Source organism: Xanthomonas prunicola (assembly GCF_002846205.1).
GTDB classification, from domain to species: domain Bacteria; phylum Pseudomonadota; class Gammaproteobacteria; order Xanthomonadales; family Xanthomonadaceae; genus Xanthomonas; species Xanthomonas prunicola.
Map to the genome: position 1 here is coordinate 1 of NZ_PHKV01000015.1, position 19,982 is coordinate 19,982.

At 63.5% G+C, this 19,982-nt stretch carries 15 protein-coding genes, 1 tRNA gene and 1 other RNA gene; 14 read left to right on the top strand and 3 right to left on the bottom strand.

The genetic code is table 11. From position 1 onward, the window contains the following. Nucleotides 1–122: 122 nt before the first annotated feature. Complete coding sequence (locus tag XpruCFBP8353_RS21405; protein ID WP_162301149.1) at nt 123–1,550, top strand: sugar porter family MFS transporter; 1,428 nt, start codon at nt 123–125, stop codon at nt 1,548–1,550. A gap of 378 nt (nt 1,551–1,928) precedes the next feature. Then, on the top strand, nt 1,929–3,479 hold the full coding sequence (locus tag XpruCFBP8353_RS21410; RefSeq protein ID WP_101365030.1) for an MASE1 domain-containing protein: 1,551 nt from the start codon (nt 1,929–1,931) through the stop codon (nt 3,477–3,479). A 790-nt stretch (nt 3,480–4,269) separates the two neighbouring features. Here the strand turns inward: XpruCFBP8353_RS21410 and XpruCFBP8353_RS21420 are convergent. Further along, the gene (locus tag XpruCFBP8353_RS21420) at nt 4,270–4,494 is read right to left on the bottom strand and encodes a hypothetical protein (RefSeq protein WP_101365032.1); all 225 of its coding nucleotides are present in this window, start codon (nt 4,492–4,494) and stop codon (nt 4,270–4,272) included. Nucleotides 4,495–4,713: 219 nt separating this feature from the next. Between XpruCFBP8353_RS21420 and XpruCFBP8353_RS21425 the strand changes: the two genes are divergently transcribed. Further along, the gene (locus XpruCFBP8353_RS21425; protein ID WP_101365033.1) at nt 4,714–5,865 is read left to right on the top strand and encodes an N-acetylmuramoyl-L-alanine amidase; all 1,152 of its coding nucleotides are present in this window, start codon (nt 4,714–4,716) and stop codon (nt 5,863–5,865) included. A 37-nt stretch (nt 5,866–5,902) separates the two neighbouring features. After that, entirely contained in the window at nt 5,903–6,820 is a 918-nt protein-coding gene (gene folE2, locus XpruCFBP8353_RS21430; RefSeq protein WP_101365034.1) for a GTP cyclohydrolase FolE2, read from the top strand. A gap of 498 nt (nt 6,821–7,318) precedes the next feature. Here the strand turns inward: folE2 and XpruCFBP8353_RS21435 are convergent. Continuing rightward, nucleotides 7,319–7,393: transfer RNA gene (locus tag XpruCFBP8353_RS21435), tRNA-Glu, on the bottom strand. Nucleotides 7,394–7,442: 49 nt separating this feature from the next. On the opposite strand from XpruCFBP8353_RS21435, the gene pcnB reads away from it, so the two are divergent. The 9 genes from pcnB to XpruCFBP8353_RS21480 all read left to right on the top strand — a co-directional run bounded on the left by pcnB (nt 7,443) and on the right by XpruCFBP8353_RS21480 (nt 14,730). Continuing rightward, nucleotides 7,443–8,810: a polynucleotide adenylyltransferase PcnB gene (gene pcnB, locus XpruCFBP8353_RS21440; protein ID WP_101365035.1), complete on the top strand. Its 1,368-nt coding sequence runs from the start codon at nt 7,443–7,445 to the stop codon at nt 8,808–8,810. A 3-nt stretch (nt 8,811–8,813) separates the two neighbouring features. Continuing rightward, entirely contained in the window at nt 8,814–9,299 is a 486-nt protein-coding gene (gene folK / locus XpruCFBP8353_RS21445; RefSeq protein ID WP_101365036.1) for a 2-amino-4-hydroxy-6-hydroxymethyldihydropteridine diphosphokinase, read from the top strand. Nucleotides 9,300–9,334: 35 nt separating this feature from the next. Then, nucleotides 9,335–10,150, top strand: a complete 816-nt coding sequence (gene panB, locus XpruCFBP8353_RS21450) for a 3-methyl-2-oxobutanoate hydroxymethyltransferase (RefSeq protein ID WP_101365037.1) — start codon at nt 9,335–9,337, stop codon at nt 10,148–10,150. Next, on the top strand, nt 10,147–10,989 hold the full coding sequence (gene panC, locus XpruCFBP8353_RS21455) for a pantoate--beta-alanine ligase (RefSeq protein WP_101365038.1): 843 nt from the start codon (nt 10,147–10,149) through the stop codon (nt 10,987–10,989). Before panB ends, panC begins: the two co-directional genes overlap by 4 nt. Nucleotides 10,990–11,165: 176 nt before the next feature. Next, entirely contained in the window at nt 11,166–11,546 is a 381-nt protein-coding gene (gene panD, locus XpruCFBP8353_RS21460; protein ID WP_008571260.1) for an aspartate 1-decarboxylase, read from the top strand. Beyond that, nucleotides 11,543–13,057 carry a glucose-6-phosphate isomerase gene (gene pgi, locus XpruCFBP8353_RS21465; protein ID WP_101365039.1) on the top strand — a complete coding sequence of 505 codons (1,515 nt, stop codon included), beginning with the start codon at nt 11,543–11,545 and terminating at the stop codon, nt 13,055–13,057. Before panD ends, pgi begins: the two co-directional genes overlap by 4 nt. A 157-nt stretch (nt 13,058–13,214) precedes the next feature. Beyond that, nucleotides 13,215–13,559, top strand: a complete 345-nt coding sequence (locus XpruCFBP8353_RS21470) for a type II toxin-antitoxin system prevent-host-death family antitoxin (protein WP_101365040.1) — start codon at nt 13,215–13,217, stop codon at nt 13,557–13,559. 3 nt (nt 13,560–13,562) lie between these two features. Further along, entirely contained in the window at nt 13,563–14,192 is a 630-nt protein-coding gene (locus XpruCFBP8353_RS21475) for a hypothetical protein (RefSeq protein ID WP_101365041.1), read from the top strand. Nucleotides 14,193–14,655: 463 nt separating this feature from the next. After that, nucleotides 14,656–14,730: non-coding RNA, sX9 sRNA (locus XpruCFBP8353_RS21480), on the top strand. Between the two features lie 3 nt (nt 14,731–14,733). On the opposite strand, the gene XpruCFBP8353_RS21485 is transcribed toward XpruCFBP8353_RS21480, so the two are convergent. Next, complete coding sequence (locus tag XpruCFBP8353_RS21485) at nt 14,734–16,689, bottom strand: PhoX family protein (protein ID WP_101365042.1); 1,956 nt, start codon at nt 16,687–16,689, stop codon at nt 14,734–14,736. A 432-nt stretch (nt 16,690–17,121) separates the two neighbouring features. Here XpruCFBP8353_RS21485 and XpruCFBP8353_RS21490 point away from each other — a divergent pair, with 432 nt between their 5' ends. After that, nucleotides 17,122–19,734, top strand: a complete 2,613-nt coding sequence (locus XpruCFBP8353_RS21490; protein WP_101365076.1) for a glycoside hydrolase family 3 protein — start codon at nt 17,122–17,124, stop codon at nt 19,732–19,734. The last annotated feature ends 248 nt before the right edge of the window (nt 19,735–19,982 follow it).

The window sequence follows — 19,982 nt, forward strand, 5'->3', positions numbered from 1 at the left end:
GTACGAAAACCTGATCAATCAGTATCTGACGCGTTGATGTCCCGTGGCCGGCGGCGCATTGCGTCGCCGGCCGATGGCGGCCACCCCCGTGGACGCTCCCTTGCATGTTCCCAGGTGAATCCATGTCCAGTGTTTCCATTGACGGCGCCCCCGATGCCGGCGAGAACACCCGTTTCATCATCCTGATCAGCTGTGTAGCCACGATCGGCGGCTTCCTGTTCGGCTTCGACAGCGGCGTGATCAACGGCACCGTCGATGGCCTGAAACAGACCTTCCAGTCCACCGCCGCCGAGACCGGCTTCGAGGTCGCCTCGATGCTGCTGGGCTGCGCCATCGGCGCCTTCTTTGCCGGCCGCCTGGCAGACCGTTGGGGCCGTCGTGCGGTCCTGATCATTTCCGCCGCGCTGTTCCTGCTCTCGGCCATCGGCGCCGGTGCTTCGCACAGTTCCGGCTTCTTCATCTTCGCCCGCGTGATGGGCGGCTTTGCCGTGGGTGCGGCCAGCGTCATCTCGCCGGCCTACATCGCCGAGGTCGCCTCCGCACGCTATCGCGGCCGGCTTGCCACGATGCAGCAGATCGCCATCATCAGTGGGTTGTTCTGCGCATTTTTGAGCAACTACCTGCTGGCCAACGCCGCCGGCGCTTCCACCGAGCCTCTCTGGGCAGGGCAGGCCGCATGGCGCTGGATGTTCTGGATGCAGGCGATACCGTCGCTGCTGTTTCTCCTGCTGCTCCTGGTCATTCCTGAAAGCCCGCGCTACCTGGTGGTCAAAGGTCGCCGCGAACAGGCGCTGGTGGTGCTCAAGCGTCTGTACGGGAACGCCGTCGCGCAGACCAAGCTGGGCGAGATTTCCGCCTCGATGTCTGCCGATCAGCACAAGCCCAAGTTCTCCGACCTGATCAACAAGGCCACCGGCAAGATCCGCCCCATCGTCTGGATCGGTATTGGACTGGCGGTCTTCCAGCAGTTGGTCGGCATCAACGTGGTGTTCTACTACGGCGCGGTGCTCTGGCAGGCGGTCGGCTTCTCCGAGCAGGACGCGCTGTTGATCAACGTGCTCTCCGGCGGCCTGAGCATCGGCGCCTGCCTGGTCACGGTGATGCTGGTGGACAAGATCGGTCGCAAGCCGCTGCTGTGGATCGGCTCGGCGGGCATGGCTGTCTCGCTGGCCTTTGTGACGTATGCCTTCGCCACCGCCTCGCTGGACCCCAACGGCAAGCTCGCCATGTCCGACGCCATGGGCATGCTCGCGCTGGTCGCCGCCAACGTCTACGTCGTGTTCTTCAACGCCTCATGGGGCCCGGTGATGTGGGTGATGCTGGGCGAAATGTTCCCCAACCAGATCCGCGGCTCGGGCCTGGCCATTGCCGGCGCCGCGCAGTGGACCTCCAACTTCGCTATCACCGTCAGCTTCCCGATCCTGCTCGGCAGCATCGGCCTGGCCGGCGCCTACGGCATCTACACCGTCGCCGCCTTCATCTCGGTGTTCTTCGTGCTCAAGTACGTTTATGAGACCAAGGGCAAGGAGCTGGAGCAGATGGAGGGCTGATCTTCTCTGCTATGCCGATATCGGTTTGGAAGACGAACAAGGCCGCGCATTGCGCGGCCTTGTTCGTTGACGGTCTCGCCGGGATCTTGCTGATGTCTCGTATGCCTGCATCGCTGCAGGCGACTCGATCACGCTGGCTGTCATCGTTGGGCTGGATGCGATATGTGCCCTGGCAACTGCCTACAGCTCTGGCCTGCGCTGTGTCAGGCGGCCTGATTCCATGTGGCCCAACGCACCACCAAAGTGCAACGCCTGTCTTAACAGCGATAACCGCCTGCAAGCGCATGGGCTCTTTTTGCAAATTGTGCGCCACCGCTATACTCCAATAGACAGTTTCCCTCCAGACTAGGGCGAATCGTGGAACCAAGGAGTGGTGGTATGGTGGTAGTAAGGGAAATCCTTAGGGGGGTGCTGGTTAGCGCTTGCTATTGCCTAGCATTCCTTTGTCTCTGGTATTGCTCCATCGACCAGTGGTACCTACCTGTCGGCTTGCGTGTTGTAACACTGCTATTCAGACCTTATCGCGAGTGGCCATTCCTGTTGGCAGGAGATGCGGCAGCAATGCTTTGGCTGCGTGTCCCGCTTTCGCAGGGTCAAGGATACGACTTGACGTGGGCGTACATAAGTCCACTTGTTCATGCCCCCATGATCGCGCTCGTCATCTGGTTGGCACGCCATCATGCCCGCAAGTTGTTTCAGCAGACTCCTTTCTTAATTCCATTCGCGATCGCCGTTGGGTTTTTTAATGCGTTGTGGAGCATTGTCCTGAATGCCAGCCTTGGGGGGCCGAGCACGGACAAGGTACTGGAATTCCTTGTTCGCTATTGGTTGGGAAGTTATCAGGGGATATTGATTTTCTTACTTCCGGCCATGTTGTGGTCGCCCCGAAAACGAGAGCCAGCGCGCATAGACCTGCCTCGAGATCTTGGACTGTCGGTTGTCGTCATTCTTGTGCTTTTCTATATACTCGTCTATGCGCAGGAGCCATTACTTCGGAAGATGCTGATGGCTGCGCTGATAGGGCCGGCGATTGTCTTGACGCGTCGTCACGGGTGGACAGGGACCGCTCTCGGGACGCTGCTTGCGAACTTCGCCTTGGCAATAACCTTACCAAAGACCTATGAGATTGGTTATTACAATTCCGGCCTTTTTGAAGTCCAAATTTTTCATGTCGCCGTTAGTACTTTTTTATTCGTTTTTGGCGTACGGTTCGTAAGGCCGTTGAAGCGATTTGATACTATCGGGCGAATTAAAGCCGATGCTCAAAAGGCCATTCAAGCTAGTTATCTTGCGGCTGAGCGGACACTGCGGGATCGGGTTGTGGAATACTCTGATATCAACGTCCAGATGAATAGGATGCGTAAATCGGTCATAGCAGATCTTCGGGAGCGTGGCCACCATGCGGCAGCAATGGAGATAACGCGCGTGGCAGTCCTAGAGTCGCAACTTCTGCATGAATATGTTGCGGCGTTATATCCATTGGAGATTGAAACGCATGGCCTGTTTCGAACGCTGCGTTCGGCTGCGTTTGAGAGATTGAATTCCACCAAGCTCGACTGTCTATTGCAAGGGGATTGTCAGCAGCTCTCGCTTGGACTGCAGCTTGCGGCTTATCGTTGCACACTCAACGCACTGGAACTTCTGCCTTTGTCCAATAAGCATTTCATCCATGCGCGTGTCTGGCGCGGCAGAGGCGGGCAGGGAGTCGTCATGAGAGTTTTTGCCGACACCTCTTTGGTGGATTCCGTGAGGCGTGAATCCCCCGAGGATGAACACGAATTTCGGGCGCGGCTTAAGTCGCATGGCGGCCTGTTTCGTCGCCGCCATGCGTTAGTACTTACGTTCCTCGTGGCCGAGGCAGCTGTTGTTACCGCGTCGGAGAGACCTTCCAGCGTTCCACGTTGGCTTGCCGCTCGACATGCACGGTAAAGTGTGCGGTCTGGTATACCATTTTTGCGTTAGGTCCTAGGTCAGTCGCAGACGTTGTCGACGAACTTGCCCAAATTGTATTAGCTGCAGGTACTGTGACGCGATCTGCATCCTTGCCCATTGGCAGTACCCAAAGCGCATTGTCAACGCGTGCGACCACTGCTCTAACTTCCCCGGCGACGTCGTTGATTTGCAGGTATGTCACGCCGTCACGTTGGAATTCGTAGATCGACCAAGCGGGGTCTAGGGTGAGGTTGGCAGCTGCCGGGCTACGTTCCCCCAATCCCATTGTTGCTTTGGCTCCTACACCACCTGCACAGCATCCGCCAGTTTGAGCCGAGACTTGGCCTGCCATCAAAGCGCAGGCCAGAACGCACACAACCTTCAACGTATTTGCTTTGACTTCCATGGGTTTCGCCTTCCCCTGCTAGGGGCGATTTTGCCTGCGATTCAGGCTCGCCTAAGTTACGTCCATAAGGCGGATGGGTGTTGGCGTTTGCGCAAAATTGCTCAAAGTGACTCTCTGGCAAGCTTCCGATACGGGACTATTTCAATGTTTCACTTCCGTCCCGAATTCATGCTGCCCGCATTGCTCACTCAAGACCATGCAAAGTCAGTTATTTGACAGTCCCACCCAATGCACAGGCGTTGGTCTTAGCGGAAAGCCGCATTGATCTCCAAGCAGGAGATAGTGTTTCGCCGAGTGTTTAAGTAGTGCCATTGCAAATATGTCCCGGGTTGCTACCAATGTAGTCCTTTGCCCAAGCGGTGCAGGACCAGAACGAGCGATTTAGCGCTTTGGTTCCAAACCCCGCAGCGCTTGCTCGAACCACCCAATTACCTGCTGCTGATGCGCTTGGCCCCAACGACGCAGGAATTGCTGGGTGTGGTGGTCGCCGGGGTCGCGCAGGCTGGCGAGCCGTTGGACGATGAAAGGCGCGGTCAGTGGCTGGGCGCAGTCGACTTCGATGCAGTGGCGCCAGGCGGTGTAGCTGTCGGGGATGGCGGGAGACATCGTGGTGCTCTTCGGAAAAAGTGAACGTGAAGGTGTTGGCAGGGCGCGGCGGGCTTGATTTTGCGCAATAAGTGTTACTTTATAACACTTCATCCATCGTTCGTCTGGTCACGTCGTGTCGCGTTCCTTGCCGCAGAGTGTCGTTTGCCTGGTCACCATGCCGAACCTTCCGTGCTCCAAGTGGCGCGGTGGCCGCATCGATCCTTCGGGATTGGCCCGATGAGGCGGCGGCAGGTGCTGCGCACCGTCGGCGCGGCCTTGGTGCTGTCGCCGAGCCTGGTCCACGGGCAGTCGCTGCCACGGCTGCGCAACTGCAGCCTGCAGCGTCAGGAGGGGGGGCTGCGACTTGGACTCGCCTTGAGTACGCAGGTCGCCTACCGCAGCTTCACCTTGTCCGATCCAGCGCGCCTGGTCATCGACCTGTCGGGCATTTCGGCGCAACCACCGCAGATGGATCCATTGCCCGAAGGTCTCGCCGTCGCCGCCATCCGCAGCGGCCCGCATGGGGATGGGCTGCGCGTGGTGCTCGATCTGTCGCAGCCGCTGACGGCCACGGCGCGGTGGGAGGACAGCGTGCTGGTATTCGATCTTGCTGCCGCTTCCGGCACTGCCTCGTCGTCAGAGGCAGTGCCGGCTGTGGCGGCGCCTGCGTTCACACGCTCGCGCCTGCATCCGTATGTGATCGCCATCGATGCCGGCCATGGCGGCAAGGATCCGGGTGCGGTCAGTGCCGATGCGCGTTACGAAAAACATGTCGCCATGGCGGTGGCCGGGCGGCTGCACCAGCGTCTGGCGGCCGATCCGCGTTACCGGCCAAGCATGATCCGCAGCGACGACCGCTTCGTGCCTCTGCACGAGCGGGTGCTGATCGCCCATCGCCACAATGCCGATCTGTTCGTGTCCATCCATGCCGATGCCGCACCCAACAGCCAGGCACGTGGCGCCTCGGTATTCGCCTTGTCCGAGAACGGGGCCAGCTCGGCACTGGCCCGCTGGATCGCCGATAGCGAAAACGCTGCCGACGACATGGGCGATACCGCACGCCGGCTGCGGGTGCCGAGCAACCCGGTGCTGTCGCAGGTGCTGGCCGACCTGTCGCTGAGCGGCACCATCGCCAACAGCCTGCAGTTCGGCAAGCTGATGCTCGGCCGCCTGCAGCAGGTGACGCGCCTGCACCAGGATCAGGTGGGGCAGGCCGGCTTTGCGGTGCTGAAGTCGCCGGATATTCCGTCGTTGCTGGTGGAAACCGGCTTCATGAGCAATCGCGACGATTGCCAGCGTTTGTGTGGCGATACGCATCAGGACGAACTCGCGCAGACGCTGCATGCGGGAATCGACGACTACTTCGCTGCGTTTCCCGGTCGCGCCTGAGGCGCGGTCGTCACCTTTACCCTTCAATGAGTGCCCGATGTCCGCCACGCTTCCCGATGTTGCTGTGACCGAACCATCCACGCTGAGCGCGCCTTTGCGGTGGGTCGGCATGCAGGACATCGCAATTCCCGTGCATCTGGACGCTGGTGCTGGCGACCTTGCCGCCCGCGCCAGCGTGCAGGTCGATCTGCCGCGGGCTGAGCTCAAAGGCATCCACATGTCGCGGCTGTATCGCCTGCTGGACCTGCATCTGCAGCGGCCATTGTCGCCGGCCATGCTGTCGCAACTGCTGCAGGCGCTGATCGAAAGCCATGCAGATTGCGCAAGCCGCGCCGCAAGGCTGACGCTCAGCTTCGAACGGCTGCTGCGCATGCCGGCCTTGCGTAGCGAGGGGCTAAGCGGTTGGCGTGCTTATCCGGTGCATATCGCCGCGCAGTGCAGGGCAGGGCACACCACGATCCAGCTACAGGTCGAGGTGCTGTATGCGTCCACATGCCCGTGTTCGGCGGCGTTGTCGCGGCAGTTGCTCAGCGATGCGTTCGTACAGCAGCACGCCGGGCGCGGTGCACTGCCGCTGCAGGACGTTGCGCAGTGGTTGCAGGATCACGGTTCCTACGCCACCCCGCACAGCCAGCGCAGCGTGGCGCAGGTATGTGTTGATCTGCCCGTGGATGCGCAGGGCTTTGCGATCCAGCAACTGATCGGCCTGTGCGAGCAGGCGTTGGCAACGCCGGTGCAGGCCGCGGTGCGGCGGCCCGACGAACAGGCATTTGCGCGCTTGAACGGCGCCAACCTGATGTATGTCGAAGACGCGGCGCGACGCCTACGCAAGGTGCTGGGTGAGCACTACGCGGCGTTTCATGTGGCGGTACGCCATCTGGAAAGCTTGCATGCGCATGACGCCGTCGCCGAAACCGGTAGCGATGACGAGACGCCTTTCCCCGTCGCTGTGTGAGCAGACGCCATGTACTGCAAATTACCAAAGCGGCCACTGCGAATGGCACACACACCACGCAAGTCGGCTGTCGCGACGAACAATGGCGAGCGTGGTCTGCGCGGCACGTTGCTGTTGGACCCTGCAGTTTTCTTTGTGCTGATGTGGCTGATCTAAGCGGCGTGACTGTGGTCGATCCATCGTCTAACCCTCACCGCGCGGTGCTCCCGAAAGCGGCATGCGCGTTAGCTGCGGCGCGTTGATGGTCGCGGCGAGACGCATCCCGACAAACACTTCCGCAAGGCGCGCGTCCGATGCGATCTGGGCGCCGATGCATGACGACAACCAACCTCGACCACGTCGTCACTCCCGCGGTCCTGCCCAGACCACGGCGCGCGTTGGAGACCGTCGCGGCCCGCCGCACGGCGGCTCGGTCCAGTACGGGTGCGAAGTGCCTGCGCCACAACGCAAAAGCCCCGCAATGCGGGGCCCTGGCGTTTTCTGCCGCGAGACGAGAGGTGGTGCTCCCTAGGGGGCTCGAACCCCTGTTTTAGCCTTGAGAGGGCCACGTCCTAACCATTAGACGAAGGGAGCGCTTTTGTCACGTCTTGTGCAGCGCGCTAGTATAGTGAGGTAATAGCCGTTGGGCAATCCTGCAACACAAGACGGAAGCGCCATCATCGAACCCTCAGTTACATCCCTGTTCACGCTGCGCGTCATTCCACGCGATCAGCACACCATCTCGCGCAAGGACATCAGCCCCAACGCGCTGCGCGTGCTTTACCGCCTGCGCGAATCGGGCTTTGGTGCGTACTTGGTCGGCGGCGCGGTCCGCGATCTGCTGGTCGGCCACCACCCCAAGGATTTCGACGTCGCCACCAGCGCCACGCCGGAAGAGGTCAAGGCGCTGTTCCGGAACTGTCGCTTGATCGGTCGCCGCTTTCGTCTGGCGCACGTGGTGTTCGGTCGCGAAATCATCGAAGTGGCCACCTTCCGCGCCAATAGCGACGATGGCAGCGGCGATCGCGAACTCGATAACGGCCGGCTGGTGCGCGACAACGTCTACGGCACCATCGAAGACGACGCGATCCGCCGCGACTTCACCTGCAACGCCTTGTACTACGCCATCGAGGATTTCTCGGTGCGCGACTATTGCGGCGGCTTCGAAGACGTACAGGCGCGCTTGATGAAGTTGATCGGCGACCCGGAGCTGCGTTACCAGGAAGACCCGGTGCGCATGCTGCGCGCGGTGCGCCTGGCGTCCAAGTTGAACTTCGAGATCGAAGCCGGCACCGCCGAACCGATCCCGCGCCTGGCCGGGCTGTTATCCGAAGCCGCGCCCGCGCGTCTGTTTGAAGAAATTCTCAAGCTGTTCCTGTCCGGACACGGCGTCGCCAGCTTCGAAGGCCTGGAGCGTTATGGCCTGTTCGGCGCGCTGTTTCCAGAAAGCGCGGCAGCATTGAAATCCAACCGTAGCGGCGCGTTGCGCGCCATGGTGCTGGAAGGCCTGCGCAATACCGATGCACGCGTGGCCAACGACGAGCCAGTGTCGCCGGCATTCCTGTTCGCGCTACTGCTGTGGCCGGCGTTCTGCCGCACCTTGATGGGGCTGCAGGCGCAGGGCGTGCAACCGGAGGATGCGCAGCGTCGCGCGGCCGATCGCGTCACCTTGCATCAGCTGGAACGCGTCGCGTTGCCACGCCGCTTTTCGCTGCCGATGCAGGAGATCTGGCTGCTGCAGACGCGCTTCTCCTCGCGTCAGCGCAAGCGGGTGTTCCGCACCCTGTCGCATCCGCGCTTCCGCGCGGCGTTCGATTTCCTGGTGCTGCGCCAGTTCGCTTCGCCCGATCATGCTGCCGATGTGGAGTTCTGGCGTGAGGCGCAGAAGTCGTCCGGCCAGGAGCTGGTGGATGCGCTCGAATCGGCGCAAGCCGACCAGGAAGGCGAGGAGGGCGCGCCGCGCAAGCGTCGCCGCCGTCGCCGTCGCACTGGCGCGTCTGCGGGCGAGTAGGGCATGCAGACCGCCTTTGTCGGCCTGGGTGCCAACCTGGGCCCGGCCGAGGCCAGCGTGCGCGCGGCCATCGCTGCGCTTGGCGCTGTGCCGCAAACCACGCTGATCGCCGCGTCGCGCCTATACCGCACGCCGGCCTGGGGCCGCGAAGACCAACCCGATTTCATCAATGCCGTGGCGCAGCTGCGCACTGGCCTGGCGCCGTTGCCGCTGCTGGAGGCTTTGCTGGGCATCGAACAGTCGTTCGGCCGGCAGCGTCGCGCCGGCGAGCGCTGGGGCCCGCGTACGCTGGATCTGGACCTGCTGCTGTACGCCGAGCAGGTGATCGATCTGCCGCAGTTGCAGGTGCCGCATCCGCATCTGCAGGCGCGTGCCTTCGCGCTGCTGCCGCTGTCCGAGCTGGCGCCGGAGGCGATCATTCCGGGCCATGGAACAGTGCGGCACGCTTTGCACACTATCGATACCTGCGGGCTGGAGCCGATTGGGTAGATAATGGCCGGCTCATCACCCCACGTAATGACTTCATGAGCAGCCACGCCGACAGCAAGCCCTGGACCGTGCCCGCCTTGGCGCAGGCCAAGCGCGAGGGTCGAAAACTGGTCATGTTGACCGCGTACGACGCCAGCTTCGCGCGCACCTTCGACGCCAATGGCGTGGACCTGATCCTGGTCGGCGACTCGCTCGGCATGGTGGTGCAGGGGCACGATTCCACCTTGCCGGTGACCACCGCCGACATGGTCTACCACACCGCCTCGGTGGCCCGCGCGCTCGATCGCGCATTGCTGGTGGCCGATCTGTCGTTCCAGGCCGACGCCACGCCCGAACGTGCACTGGATGCCGCTACCCAGCTGCTGCAAGCCGGCGCGGAAATGGTCAAGATCGAAGGCGCCGGGCACAAGCTTGAGGTCATCCGTTATCTGGTCGAGCGCGAGATTCCGGTCTGCTCGCACCTGGGGCTGACTCCGCAATCGGTGCTGCGGTTCGGTGGCTACAAGGTGCAGGGGCGCGGCGAAGCCGGTGAGCAGTTGCGCCGCGATGCGCAGGCGGTGGTCGACGCCGGTGCCAGCCTGGTGGTGCTGGAATGCGTGCCGACGCCGATCGCTACGCAGATCAGTGCCGAACTCAGCGTGCCCACCATCGGCATCGGTGCTGGCCCCGGTTGCGACGGCCAGGTGCTGGTGATGCATGACATGCTGGGCCTGGACAGCGGTCACCGCCGGCCCAAGTTCGTCAAGGATTTCCTCGCCGAAGGCGGCTCGGTCGCTGGCGCGGTGCGTGCCTACGCGCAGGCCGTGCGCGACGGCAGCTTCCCCGATGCAGCGCACGCGTACGCCGCATGATCCAGACACTGACCGATCTTTCCGCACTGCGCGCCCTGGTCAATGGCTGGAAGCGCCAGGGCCTGCGCGTGGCACTGGTGCCCACCATGGGCAACTTGCACGCCGGGCATTACTCGCTGGTGATGCTGGCGCGCCAGTACGCCGACCGCGTGGTGTCCAGCGTGTTCGTCAACCCGACCCAGTTCGGCCCGAATGAAGATTTCGCCCGCTACCCGCGTACGCCCGAGGCCGACCTGCGCGGCCTGGAAGATGCCGGGTGCGATGCGCTGTGGCTGCCGGACGTGGACACCATGTATCCCCTTGGCACCGCGCTGGCCACGCCCATCCACGCGCCCGGCGTCAGTGATGTGCTGGAAGGCGAATGCCGGCCGGGGCATTTCGATGGCGTGTGCACCGTAGTGGCGCGGTTGTTCAATCAGGTGCAGCCGGACGTGGCCGCCTTCGGCAAGAAGGATTACCAGCAGTTGGCAGTGATCCGGCAAATGGTGGCCGACCTGGCGTTTCCGATCGAGATTCTGGGTGGCAGCATCGTGCGCGAGGCCGATGGCCTGGCGATGAGCTCGCGCAACCAGTATCTGTCTGCGGAAGATCGCCCGACCTCGGCCAAGATCCGCAAGGTGCTGCTGCAGATGCGCGACAGCTATGCCGCCGGCACGCCGCGGGCGCAGGTGGAAGATGCGGCCAGCCATGGGTTGGAGCAGGCCGGTTTCCGGGTCGATTACGCGGTGGTGCGCTTGCCCGACTTGAGCGAGCCGGGCGACAGCCACGCCGGTGCGCGCGTGGCCCTGATCGCGGCCCGCCTGGGCAACACGCGCTTGATCGACAACCTGGAATTCTGATCGTGCCGACGCTGCGTACGCCGCGTCTGACCTCGGTCTGCAGCGCAGCGCGCCAGTGCGGATGCGCCTTCGCACGGCGCGGGCCTGAAGCCCTCACCACCGGCCGCAGTGCGAACCGGTGACGGCGGGCGCTTTCCGCTAAAATACCGGCTTTCCTTTTGTCGTTGCCTGCGTCCATGCATCTGTCCCTGCTGAAAGCCAAGATCCACCGCGCCACCGTCACCCACTCCGAGCTCAACTACGAAGGCTCGATCGCCATCGACGGCCTGCTGCTGGAAGCGACCGGCATCCGCGAATTCGAACAGGTCCATATCTGGGACGTCACCAACGGTGCGCGTTTCAGCACCTATGCCATCCGCGCTGAAGAAGGCAGCGGCATCATGTCGCTCAACGGCGGCGCTGCGCGTCACGTGCAGGTCGGCGATCTGATCATCGTGGCGGCGTTCGCGAGCATGAGCGAAGACGAAGCCAAGACCTTCAAGCCCAATCTGGTATATGTGAACGCGCACAACGCGATCTCCCACACCAACCACAGCATCCCCACGCAGGCCGCATGACACAGACCAACGGATTCGACGCGCTTCACGCCCACGCCCAGCGCCTGCGCGGCGCTGCCATCCCCGCATTGCTTGCCGCCGAGCCGGAACGGCCGACGCAGTACGCCAGGCAAGTCGGTCCGTTGTATTTCAATTTCGCGCGGCAGAAGTACGACCGCGCCGCGCTTGATGCGCTGTTCGCCATCGCCCGCGAACGCGATCTGGCCGGTGCGTTCCAGCGCCTGTTCCGTGGCGAGCAGGTCAACGTTACCGAACAACGCGCGGCCTTGCACACCGCGTTGCGTGGTGATTTGACAGACGCGCCTGTGGCATCGGAGGCGTATGCCACCGCTGCCGAAGTGCGCCAACGCATGGGTGCGTTGATCCAGCAACTGGAAGCCACCGACGTCACCGATATCGTCAGTGTCGGCATCGGTGGCTCGGACCTTGGCCCGCGTCTGGTTGCCGACGCGTTGCGACCGGTCTCCGGTGCACGCTTCCGCGTGCATTTCGTCTCCAATGTGGATGGCGCGGCAATGCAGCGCACGCTGGCCACACTCGACCCGGCACGCACTGCCGGCATCCTGATTTCCAAGACCTTCGGCACCCAGGAAACCCTGCTCAACGGCAGCATCCTGCATGCCTGGTTGGGTGGCAGCGAGCGGTTGTATGCAGTCAGTGCGAACCCCGAGCGCGCCGCCAAGGCCTTCGATATCGCACCCGGGCGCGTGCTGCCGATGTGGGATTGGGTGGGCGGGCGTTACTCGCTGTGGTCGGCGGTGGGTTTCCCGATTGCGTTGGCCATTGGCTTCGCGCGTTTCGAACAATTGTTGGAAGGCGCTGCGCAGTTCGATGCCCATGCGCTCGACACGCCGCTGGAAGAAAACGTCGCGGTGCTGCACGGGCTGACTGCGGTGTGGAATCGCAACCTGCTCGGTAGCGCCACGCACGCGGTGATGACCTACGACCAACGCCTGGCCTTGTTGCCTGCCTACCTGCAGCAGCTGGTGATGGAGAGCCTGGGCAAGCGCGTCAAACTCGACGGCTCGGCGGTGGATAGCGACACCGTGTCGGTATGGTGGGGCGGTGCGGGCACCGATGTGCAGCACAGCTTCTTCCAGGCGCTGCACCAGGGCACCAGCGTGGTGCCGGCCGATTTCATCGGCACCGTGCACAACGACGACCCGTATGCGGAAAACCATGTCGCGCTGATGGCCAATGTACTGGCACAGACCGAGGCGCTGGCCAACGGCCAGGACAGCAGCGACCCGCACCGCAGTTATCCCGGCGGGCGTCCGAGCACGGTGATCCTGCTCGACGCGCTCACCCCGCAGGCGCTGGGCGCGCTGATCTCGATGTACGAGCACAGCGTGTATGTGCAGTCGGTGATGTGGGGCATCAATGCGTTTGACCAGTTCGGCGTGGAGCTGGGCAAGCAGCTGGCCAGCCAGTTGCTGCCGGCGCTGAAGGGCGAGTCGGCCGATGTGGCCGACCCGGTGACGCGCGAATTGCTGAGCAAGCTGCGCGGCTGAACATTGGCGTATCGCGCAGACAGAGAACGGGGCCTGCGGGTCCCGTTTTTGTTTCGACGGCATGGCCAACTGCGCTAGGAGGCTAAAAGGGGCAAATTTCCTAAATTGGGAATTTGAGAGTAGGCTGATGGCCATCCCTCCGCGCCGGACTGTGGCCATGTCGCGCTTTCAGGATTTGCCCGAGCTCGAAAAAGCGCCCGCCGCCGACATCAAGGTGAAGGGCTGGCCCAGCCTGATGCGCAAGGTGCGCTCGCATGGGGCGGTGGTCATCACCAACCACAATCACCCCGAAGCCGTGGTAGTGGATGCCGAAGAGTATCGGCGCCTGGTCAGTCAGGCGAGTGCGGCGGCCGCAACCTCGGCGCGCGCGCAATCGCTGCAGGCATTGCAGGCGAAGTTCGATGCGCATCTTTCGGCGGCGACCGAAGGTGCAGGCTTGGCTAAGGCGATCGCCACGCCGGCACGCCGCGGTCGCAAGGTCACCCTGGGTCCATCGCTGTAGCCGATGGGCAATCTCCTGGTGCTGGCCGGCGTCAACGGCGCCGGCAAGAGTTCGTTATTGGGCCGTTTTCTGCACGAAGACGGCGCCACCTGGTTCAATCCCGATGCGTTCACCAAGGCACTTGTCGAGCAGGGCTGGGCGCTTGCGGAGGCGAACGCGCAGGCCTGGGAAGAGGGCGTGCGGCGGCTGCGCCAGGCGACGGCCGATGGCAGCGATTTCGCTTTCGAAACCACGCTGGGTGCGACGACCATTCCGCGCCTGCTGCGCGAAGCCTGCGCGCAGCACACGGTGGCGGTCTGGTTCTGCGGGTTGGCGACGGTGGACCTGCATATCCAACGCGTGTCAGCGCGGGTTGCGGCCGGCGGTCATGCGATCCCTGAGCACAAGATCCGTGAGCGTTACGACGCGTCGCGCGCCAACCTGATTGCCTTGCTGCCGCATCTGGCAGTGCTGCATGTCTACGACAACAGCGCACCCGCCGACGTGGCAGGTCAGGCGGCACCCATGCTGGTGCTGGAACTGGACCGCAGCGGCCTGCATTACCCGCAGACGCCGGACGAATTGGCGCAGGTGCCCGACTGGGCCAAGCCCATCGTGATGGCGGCGCTGGAGTTGCCTCGCGCCCGTGACTAGGCCCAGGAGCAGGCACACACGCGGTACGCACATCGGCCGTGCAGTGACGTTATGCGGTCTTCGTTTGAAACGATGTCAGGAAGCTCGTCGTCATCAGCTGTGACACGGTGCTTGTGAAAGCGACGCAGGCGCGCGCACTCTCAGGGCGGCGACCAAGACGTATCGGGCAGTCGCGAGGTGGCGCACAGGAATCGGAAAGAGCGCGTGACCCACGCCGATTCCGAGCACTGCTCTTGGAAGTCTGGAAGATCACCGTGATTGCTCTCGATGCACCGCGCGAACGAGCATGCATCGTCTGCAGTACGGGGTTTGAAGGCGCACACACCGCAACGCAGACGATCGCGCGCGTGCCGGCGTCAGTCGCAACGCCGTGCAGGCGCTGCCAGTGACCCGTCTGCATTAAGCGCAGCCAACAAAACCACGGCGCAGCCGTCGGACAGGCGCGGCGGCGCTCGGAATCGGCATGTACCACTCGTACACTCCGGTTCCTGCGCGCCGTCCGCACCCACCTGACGACTGCTCGCTACGTTTGTTGGCCGCTCTACGCCTTACTCAACTGCACCGCCACCGGATCGCCGGTGAGATAACCCACGGCTCCACCGAAGCGGTCCTTGTAGTTGGCGCGGACCAGCGGATCCAGCGTGGCCTTGACGGTGTCGTGCAATGGGCTTTCCCAGTCGCCAGGGTGCTGGAAGTTGCTCATCACATAGGTCCAGCCGTGGATCTCGTCGACTGCGTGCAGGCCGGTCGATTCGGCGCCTGCCGGCACCGACAGCACGCGCGTCAGCGTGCCGTTGTCCACGTTGTATGCCCACAGGAAATTGTTGACGTGCAGGCTGCTGTCTTCGCCGATGAACAAGGTGCGCAGCGACTCGGAGAACTTGAGGTTGTCCGGGTTGGCGATCCGTTCCGGGTCGGCCAGATTGCCCAGCGCATCGGCCTTGGCCAGGTTGTGCCCGGTGAGGGCCGCCGGGGCTGCCATGTCGATCGGCACCCAGTCGCTGTGGATCGGCGCACCGTGACTGTCGCGTTGACCGCCACGCAGGTTCAAGGCATAGACCGCGCCGGCTTCCGGGCCTTGCACTTTTACATCGCCCGAGCCATTGAGCATGCTGGTGACGATGTAGGACATCGCCATGTAGGCGACCTTGTCATGGGCGTTGACGGTGGTGCCTTCGAGCTTGGTAAAGCCCAGGCTGCCGCCGGCCAATGCCGCGTAGCGATGGGTTTCCAGATACGTGGCGGCCTTTTCCATGCCGGGCTTGATGCGGATCCAGTTGAAGGTGCCGTTGAACGGGATCTTGGTGAAGCTGGCATCGCCGGGATCGCTCAGATGCACGTCGAGGATGTCGGCGGCGGTGAGGCGGTCGGCCATGGCCTGGATCTCAGCGCTGGTGGCATGCCCCAACTTGATCCAGCTCAACGTGGCCGCACCCGGGCCGACACCGGAGGTCTGGTGCCACTTGCCGACGTACAACGTTCCGGACGACAGATCCGCCTTGCGGTCGGCGATGAACATGAACAGCCCGCCGTTGGTGGCGTCGTCGCCCATCAGCACGGTGCGTTGGTCGGGCATCACCTGCACCAGTTCGTGCGAGATGCGGCCCAGGCAGTAGTGCTTGCGCACGCTCCCCGTTCCATCCGGGTGCACGGTGATTTCGGGCAGGTGGCCATAGTGGTACGGGTTGGCTTTTTCCGGGTCGCCATACAGATGCGTGCTATAGCTGCGGAACTGGGTATTGCCAGCCAGCGCGGTGGCGTCGGGCTCGTACTCTTCGCTGGACAGATGGGTATTCCACGGCGACAGGCTGGCGCCGCAGGTGGTCCACAGCCCATGCACTGGCGCGGTGTCGACGTTGTGGTACTTCACCAGCGACAGCTTGCCGGTGGCCGGGTCCTGATCCAGCGTCAACACCGCGATCGGCGCGGGCAGGTGGCGATTGACGTCGTTGCCGGCCTGGTCGCGGGTGGTGTATTCGAACTGCACCACCGCGAATACGTGGTTGCCCTTGACGCCCGGCACCTTGGCATGGGGCAGGGTCAGCAGCGAGGAGCCGTCCGGGCAATCGGAAAAGAACGGACGCTCGGCACCGGGTTTGGAGCGGTCGATGATCGGGCGATGCTGGATGTCGTAGTACCCGCCCGCCAGCACGGTGCCGCCGTTGCCGTCCGGCACCTGGTCGCCGGTGACGAAAAACGGATGGTAGGCCAACGCATAGCGCTGCGTGTTGCCGTCGCTGCGGGTCACGCTGAGTGCCGAGCCGACCGTGGTGGTGGCCATTGCCGCCGGGTTGGCCAGGCTGGGTGCCGGCATGCCGTGGAAGGTGGCCGAGACCAGGCGGGTCGGATTGTCGGATGGTCGCAACGGGCGCGCGGCCCATGCCGCACCCCCAAGTTGTTGCAAGGCGGCGGCGCTGGCGTTGCCGAGCGGCAACAGGGGAACGGTCGCCAGCAATTGCATCAGGCGACGACGAGAGGGGTCGGGGGAGGCGGGCATCGAAACTCCAGGCAAAGACAAGATCGACGATGGCAGTGGCGCATCGGCAAGCCGGTCACGCTAGGCCGCCTGTATGACAGTTGTTTGACGGCGAGCTCACCCGTTGGCCGGTATTCGAACGCGTCGGCACAAACGAGCGCTGCCAGATGCCACCACGTGCCGATGCTGCGCACTGACCAAATCTGCAGGTGGTGCAATGCAGCAAAGCGCGTCTGCTTCGAATGCCAGCCACGGCAGCGGATTGGGGAGTTTTGCGCGGTTTCACAGGTGCTGCCGGTATTCCAACGCTATAGCCGCGGCCAATAAGTTGCCTGCAATCCGGCATACGGTTAGCTGTTGTTGACAGGGTAGGGGAATCACGCAAGCGTACGCCGCCTAATGGCCTGCGGCGCAACGCATCGCCGTGGGAGAACCACCCTGGAGAACCAAATCTTGGACAAGCTGCTTCGCCATACCGCCGCGCCCGCCGCGCGCCGCGCCCTTTCTCTGGCTACCGCTGCAGCGGTGCTGATGTTGGCCGCCTGCCAAGGCAAGGACACCGCTGCCGAGGCGAGCAAGACCGCCCCGGCCACCGCACCTGCCGAGTCGTCGACCACCATCCATCCGGACCAGTGGCCGTCGCCGAAGTGGCCGTTCGCGCAGGACGCGGCGCTGGAGCAGCGCATCACCGATGTGATGGCCAAGATGAGCGTGGAAGAGAAGGTCGCCCAGACCATCCAGGGCGACATTGCCAGCATGACCCCGGACGACGTGCGCAAGTACCGCATCGGTTCGGTGCTGGCAGGCGGCAATTCCGATCCAGGCGGCAAGTACAACGCCAGCCCGGCCGAATGGTTGAAGCTGGCCGACGCGTTCTATGAAGCGTCGATGGACACGTCCAAGGGCGGCAACGCGATTCCGATCATCTTCGGCATCGATGCGGTGCATGGCCAGAGCAATATCGTCGGCGCCACCCTGTTTCCGCACAATATCGGCCTGGGCGCGACGCGCAACCCGGATCTGATCAAGAAGATCGGCGAAGTCACCGCCGCCGAAACCCGCGTCACCGGCATGGAATGGACCTTCGCGCCCACCGTGGCCGTGCCGCAAGACGACCGCTGGGGCCGGACCTACGAAGGCTATTCCGAATCGCCGGATGTGGTGGCCAGCTTTGCCGGCAAGATGGTCGAAGGCGTGCAGGGCGTGCCGGGCACGCCGCAGTTCCTGGATGGCAGCCACGTGATTTCGTCGGTGAAGCATTTTGTCGGCGACGGTGGCACCACCGATGGCAAGGACCAAGGCGACACCAAGGTGTCCGAAGCCACCATGCGCGACATCCACGCGGCCGGTTATCCGCCAGCAATTGCCGCTGGTGCGCAGAGCGTGATGGCCTCGTTCAACAGTTTCAACGGCGAAAAGATGCACGGCAACAAGGTCATGCTGACCGACGTGCTCAAGGGCCGCATGAATTTCGGCGGCTTCGTGGTCGGCGACTGGAATGGCCACGGTCAGGTCAAGGGTTGCACCAACCAGAATTGCCCGGCCTCGTTCATTGCCGGTGTCGACATGGCGATGGCCGCCGACAGCTGGAAGGGCATCTACGAAACCGAACTGGCCGCAGTGAAGTCCGGCCAGATCTCGGCCGAGCGTCTGGACGATGCGGTACGCCGCATCCTGCGCGTCAAGATGCGTCTGGGCCTGTTCGAAGCTGGCAAGCCGTCCAAGCGCCCGCTCGGTGGCAAGTACAAATTGCTGGGCGCACCGGAACACCGTGCGATCGCCCGCCAGGCAGTGCGTGAGTCGCTGGTGCTGCTGAAGAACCAGGCCGGCATTTTGCCGCTGGATCCGACCAAGCGCGTGTTGGTGCTGGGCGACGGTGCCAACGACATGGGCAAGCAGTCCGGCGGCTGGACGCTGAACTGGCAGGGCACCGGCACCAAGCGCAGCGACTACCCCAACGGCACCACGATTTGGGAAGGCCTGGACAAGCAGATCAAGGCTGCAGGCGGCAGCGCCGAGCTGGCTGTAGACGGCACCTACAAGACCAAGCCGGACGTGGCCGTGGTGGTGTTCGGCGAAAACCCGTATGCCGAATTCCAGGGCGACATCGCCACCCTGTTGTACAAGCCGGGCGACGAGAGCGAGCTGGCCTTGATCAAGAAGCTCAAGGCCGAAGGCATCCCGGTGGTGGCGGTGTTCCTGAGCGGGCGTCCGCTGTGGATGAATCAGTACATCAACGCATCGGACGCGTTCGTGGCTGCCTGGTTGCCGGGTTCGGAAGGCGAGGGCATTGCCGATGTGCTGCTGCGTAAGGCAGATGGCACGGTGCAAAACGACTTCAAGGGCAAGCTCAGCTTCTCCTGGCCGAAGACCGCGGTGCAGTTCGCCAACAACGTCGGCCAGAAGGATTACGACCCGCAATTCAAGTTCGGCTTCGGCCTGACCTACGCCGACAAGGGCGACCTGGCCGCGTTGCCGGAAGCGTCGGGCGTGTCCGGCGAGCAGTCGGTGGGCGGGGTGTATTTCGTGCGCGGCAAACCGGCGCTGGGCATCGCGATGCAGCTGTCCAATGCCGGCCAGGCCAATATGCCGGCGACCACGCTGCCGGTGGGTCTGTCCGATGGCAGCCTGAAGATGACCGCGGTCGATCACAAGGCGCAGGAAGATGCGCGCCGTCTGGTGTGGTCCGGCAGTGCGGCGTCCAGCGTGCTGCTGGTGTCCGGCAAGCCGGTAGATGTCTCGCGTGAGAGCAATGGCGATGTGCAGTTGCAACTGACCCTGCGCCGCGACAGCGCCGTGACTGCGCCGGTGTGGCTGGGCGTGGGCTGTGGCGATAAGTGCGGTGGCCGCATCGATGTGCAGAAAACGCTGGCCGCGCTGCCGCAAGGCCAGTGGAAAGTGGTCGGCGTGCCGCTCAAGTGCTTCGCAGTGGCCGGTGCCGACGTGACCAAGCTGACCCAGGTCGCCAGCATCGAAAGCGCTGCAGCGCTGGACCTGTCGGTGTCGAAGGTGGCGCTGGGCGCGCTCAACGAAGCCGAAGTCACCGTCGACTGCCCGGTCAAGTAAGCAGCATCCCCGCAGGCGTCTGCGCGCCTGCGGGAGATCAGACGAACAGATGCGTCGCCAGTGCTGGCGACGCGGTATAGCGGCCACCCTGATCGGTGGTGTCATCAGCCGCCGCGGGACGCGCGCGTCGATCGGCCGGGATGGCCTGCAGCTGCGGTTCGCCGCGCTGCCGTCGCGCACGCGATGCGTTGCGGCGGCATTCTGCAGGCTTGTCCAACGTTCGACGCACACCCCAGAGCCAGACAGGA

What these genes read in the sequence shown, in the direction of transcription:
- panB (WP_101365037.1), top strand. Translation starts at nt 9,335, where the DNA reads ATGAGCAGCCACGCCGACAGCAAGCCCTGGACCGTGCCCGCCTTGGCG.
- folK (WP_101365036.1), top strand. Translation starts at nt 8,814, where the DNA reads ATGCAGACCGCCTTTGTCGGCCTGGGTGCCAACCTGGGCCCGGCCGAG.
- XpruCFBP8353_RS21485 (WP_101365042.1), bottom strand. Translation starts at nt 16,689, where the DNA reads ATGCCCGCCTCCCCCGACCCCTCTCGTCGTCGCCTGATGCAATTGCTG.
- pgi (WP_101365039.1), top strand. Translation starts at nt 11,543, where the DNA reads ATGACACAGACCAACGGATTCGACGCGCTTCACGCCCACGCCCAGCGC.
- folE2 (WP_101365034.1), top strand. Translation starts at nt 5,903, where the DNA reads ATGTCCGCCACGCTTCCCGATGTTGCTGTGACCGAACCATCCACGCTG.
- XpruCFBP8353_RS21425 (WP_101365033.1), top strand. Translation starts at nt 4,714, where the DNA reads ATGAGGCGGCGGCAGGTGCTGCGCACCGTCGGCGCGGCCTTGGTGCTG.
- panD (WP_008571260.1), top strand. Translation starts at nt 11,166, where the DNA reads ATGCATCTGTCCCTGCTGAAAGCCAAGATCCACCGCGCCACCGTCACC.
- XpruCFBP8353_RS21475 (WP_101365041.1), top strand. Translation starts at nt 13,563, where the DNA reads ATGGGCAATCTCCTGGTGCTGGCCGGCGTCAACGGCGCCGGCAAGAGT.
- panC (WP_101365038.1), top strand. Translation starts at nt 10,147, where the DNA reads ATGATCCAGACACTGACCGATCTTTCCGCACTGCGCGCCCTGGTCAAT.
- XpruCFBP8353_RS21470 (WP_101365040.1), top strand. Translation starts at nt 13,215, where the DNA reads ATGTCGCGCTTTCAGGATTTGCCCGAGCTCGAAAAAGCGCCCGCCGCC.
- XpruCFBP8353_RS21410 (WP_101365030.1), top strand. Translation starts at nt 1,929, where the DNA reads ATGGTGGTAGTAAGGGAAATCCTTAGGGGGGTGCTGGTTAGCGCTTGC.
- XpruCFBP8353_RS21420 (WP_101365032.1), bottom strand. Translation starts at nt 4,494, where the DNA reads ATGTCTCCCGCCATCCCCGACAGCTACACCGCCTGGCGCCACTGCATC.
- XpruCFBP8353_RS21405 (WP_162301149.1), top strand. Translation starts at nt 123, where the DNA reads ATGTCCAGTGTTTCCATTGACGGCGCCCCCGATGCCGGCGAGAACACC.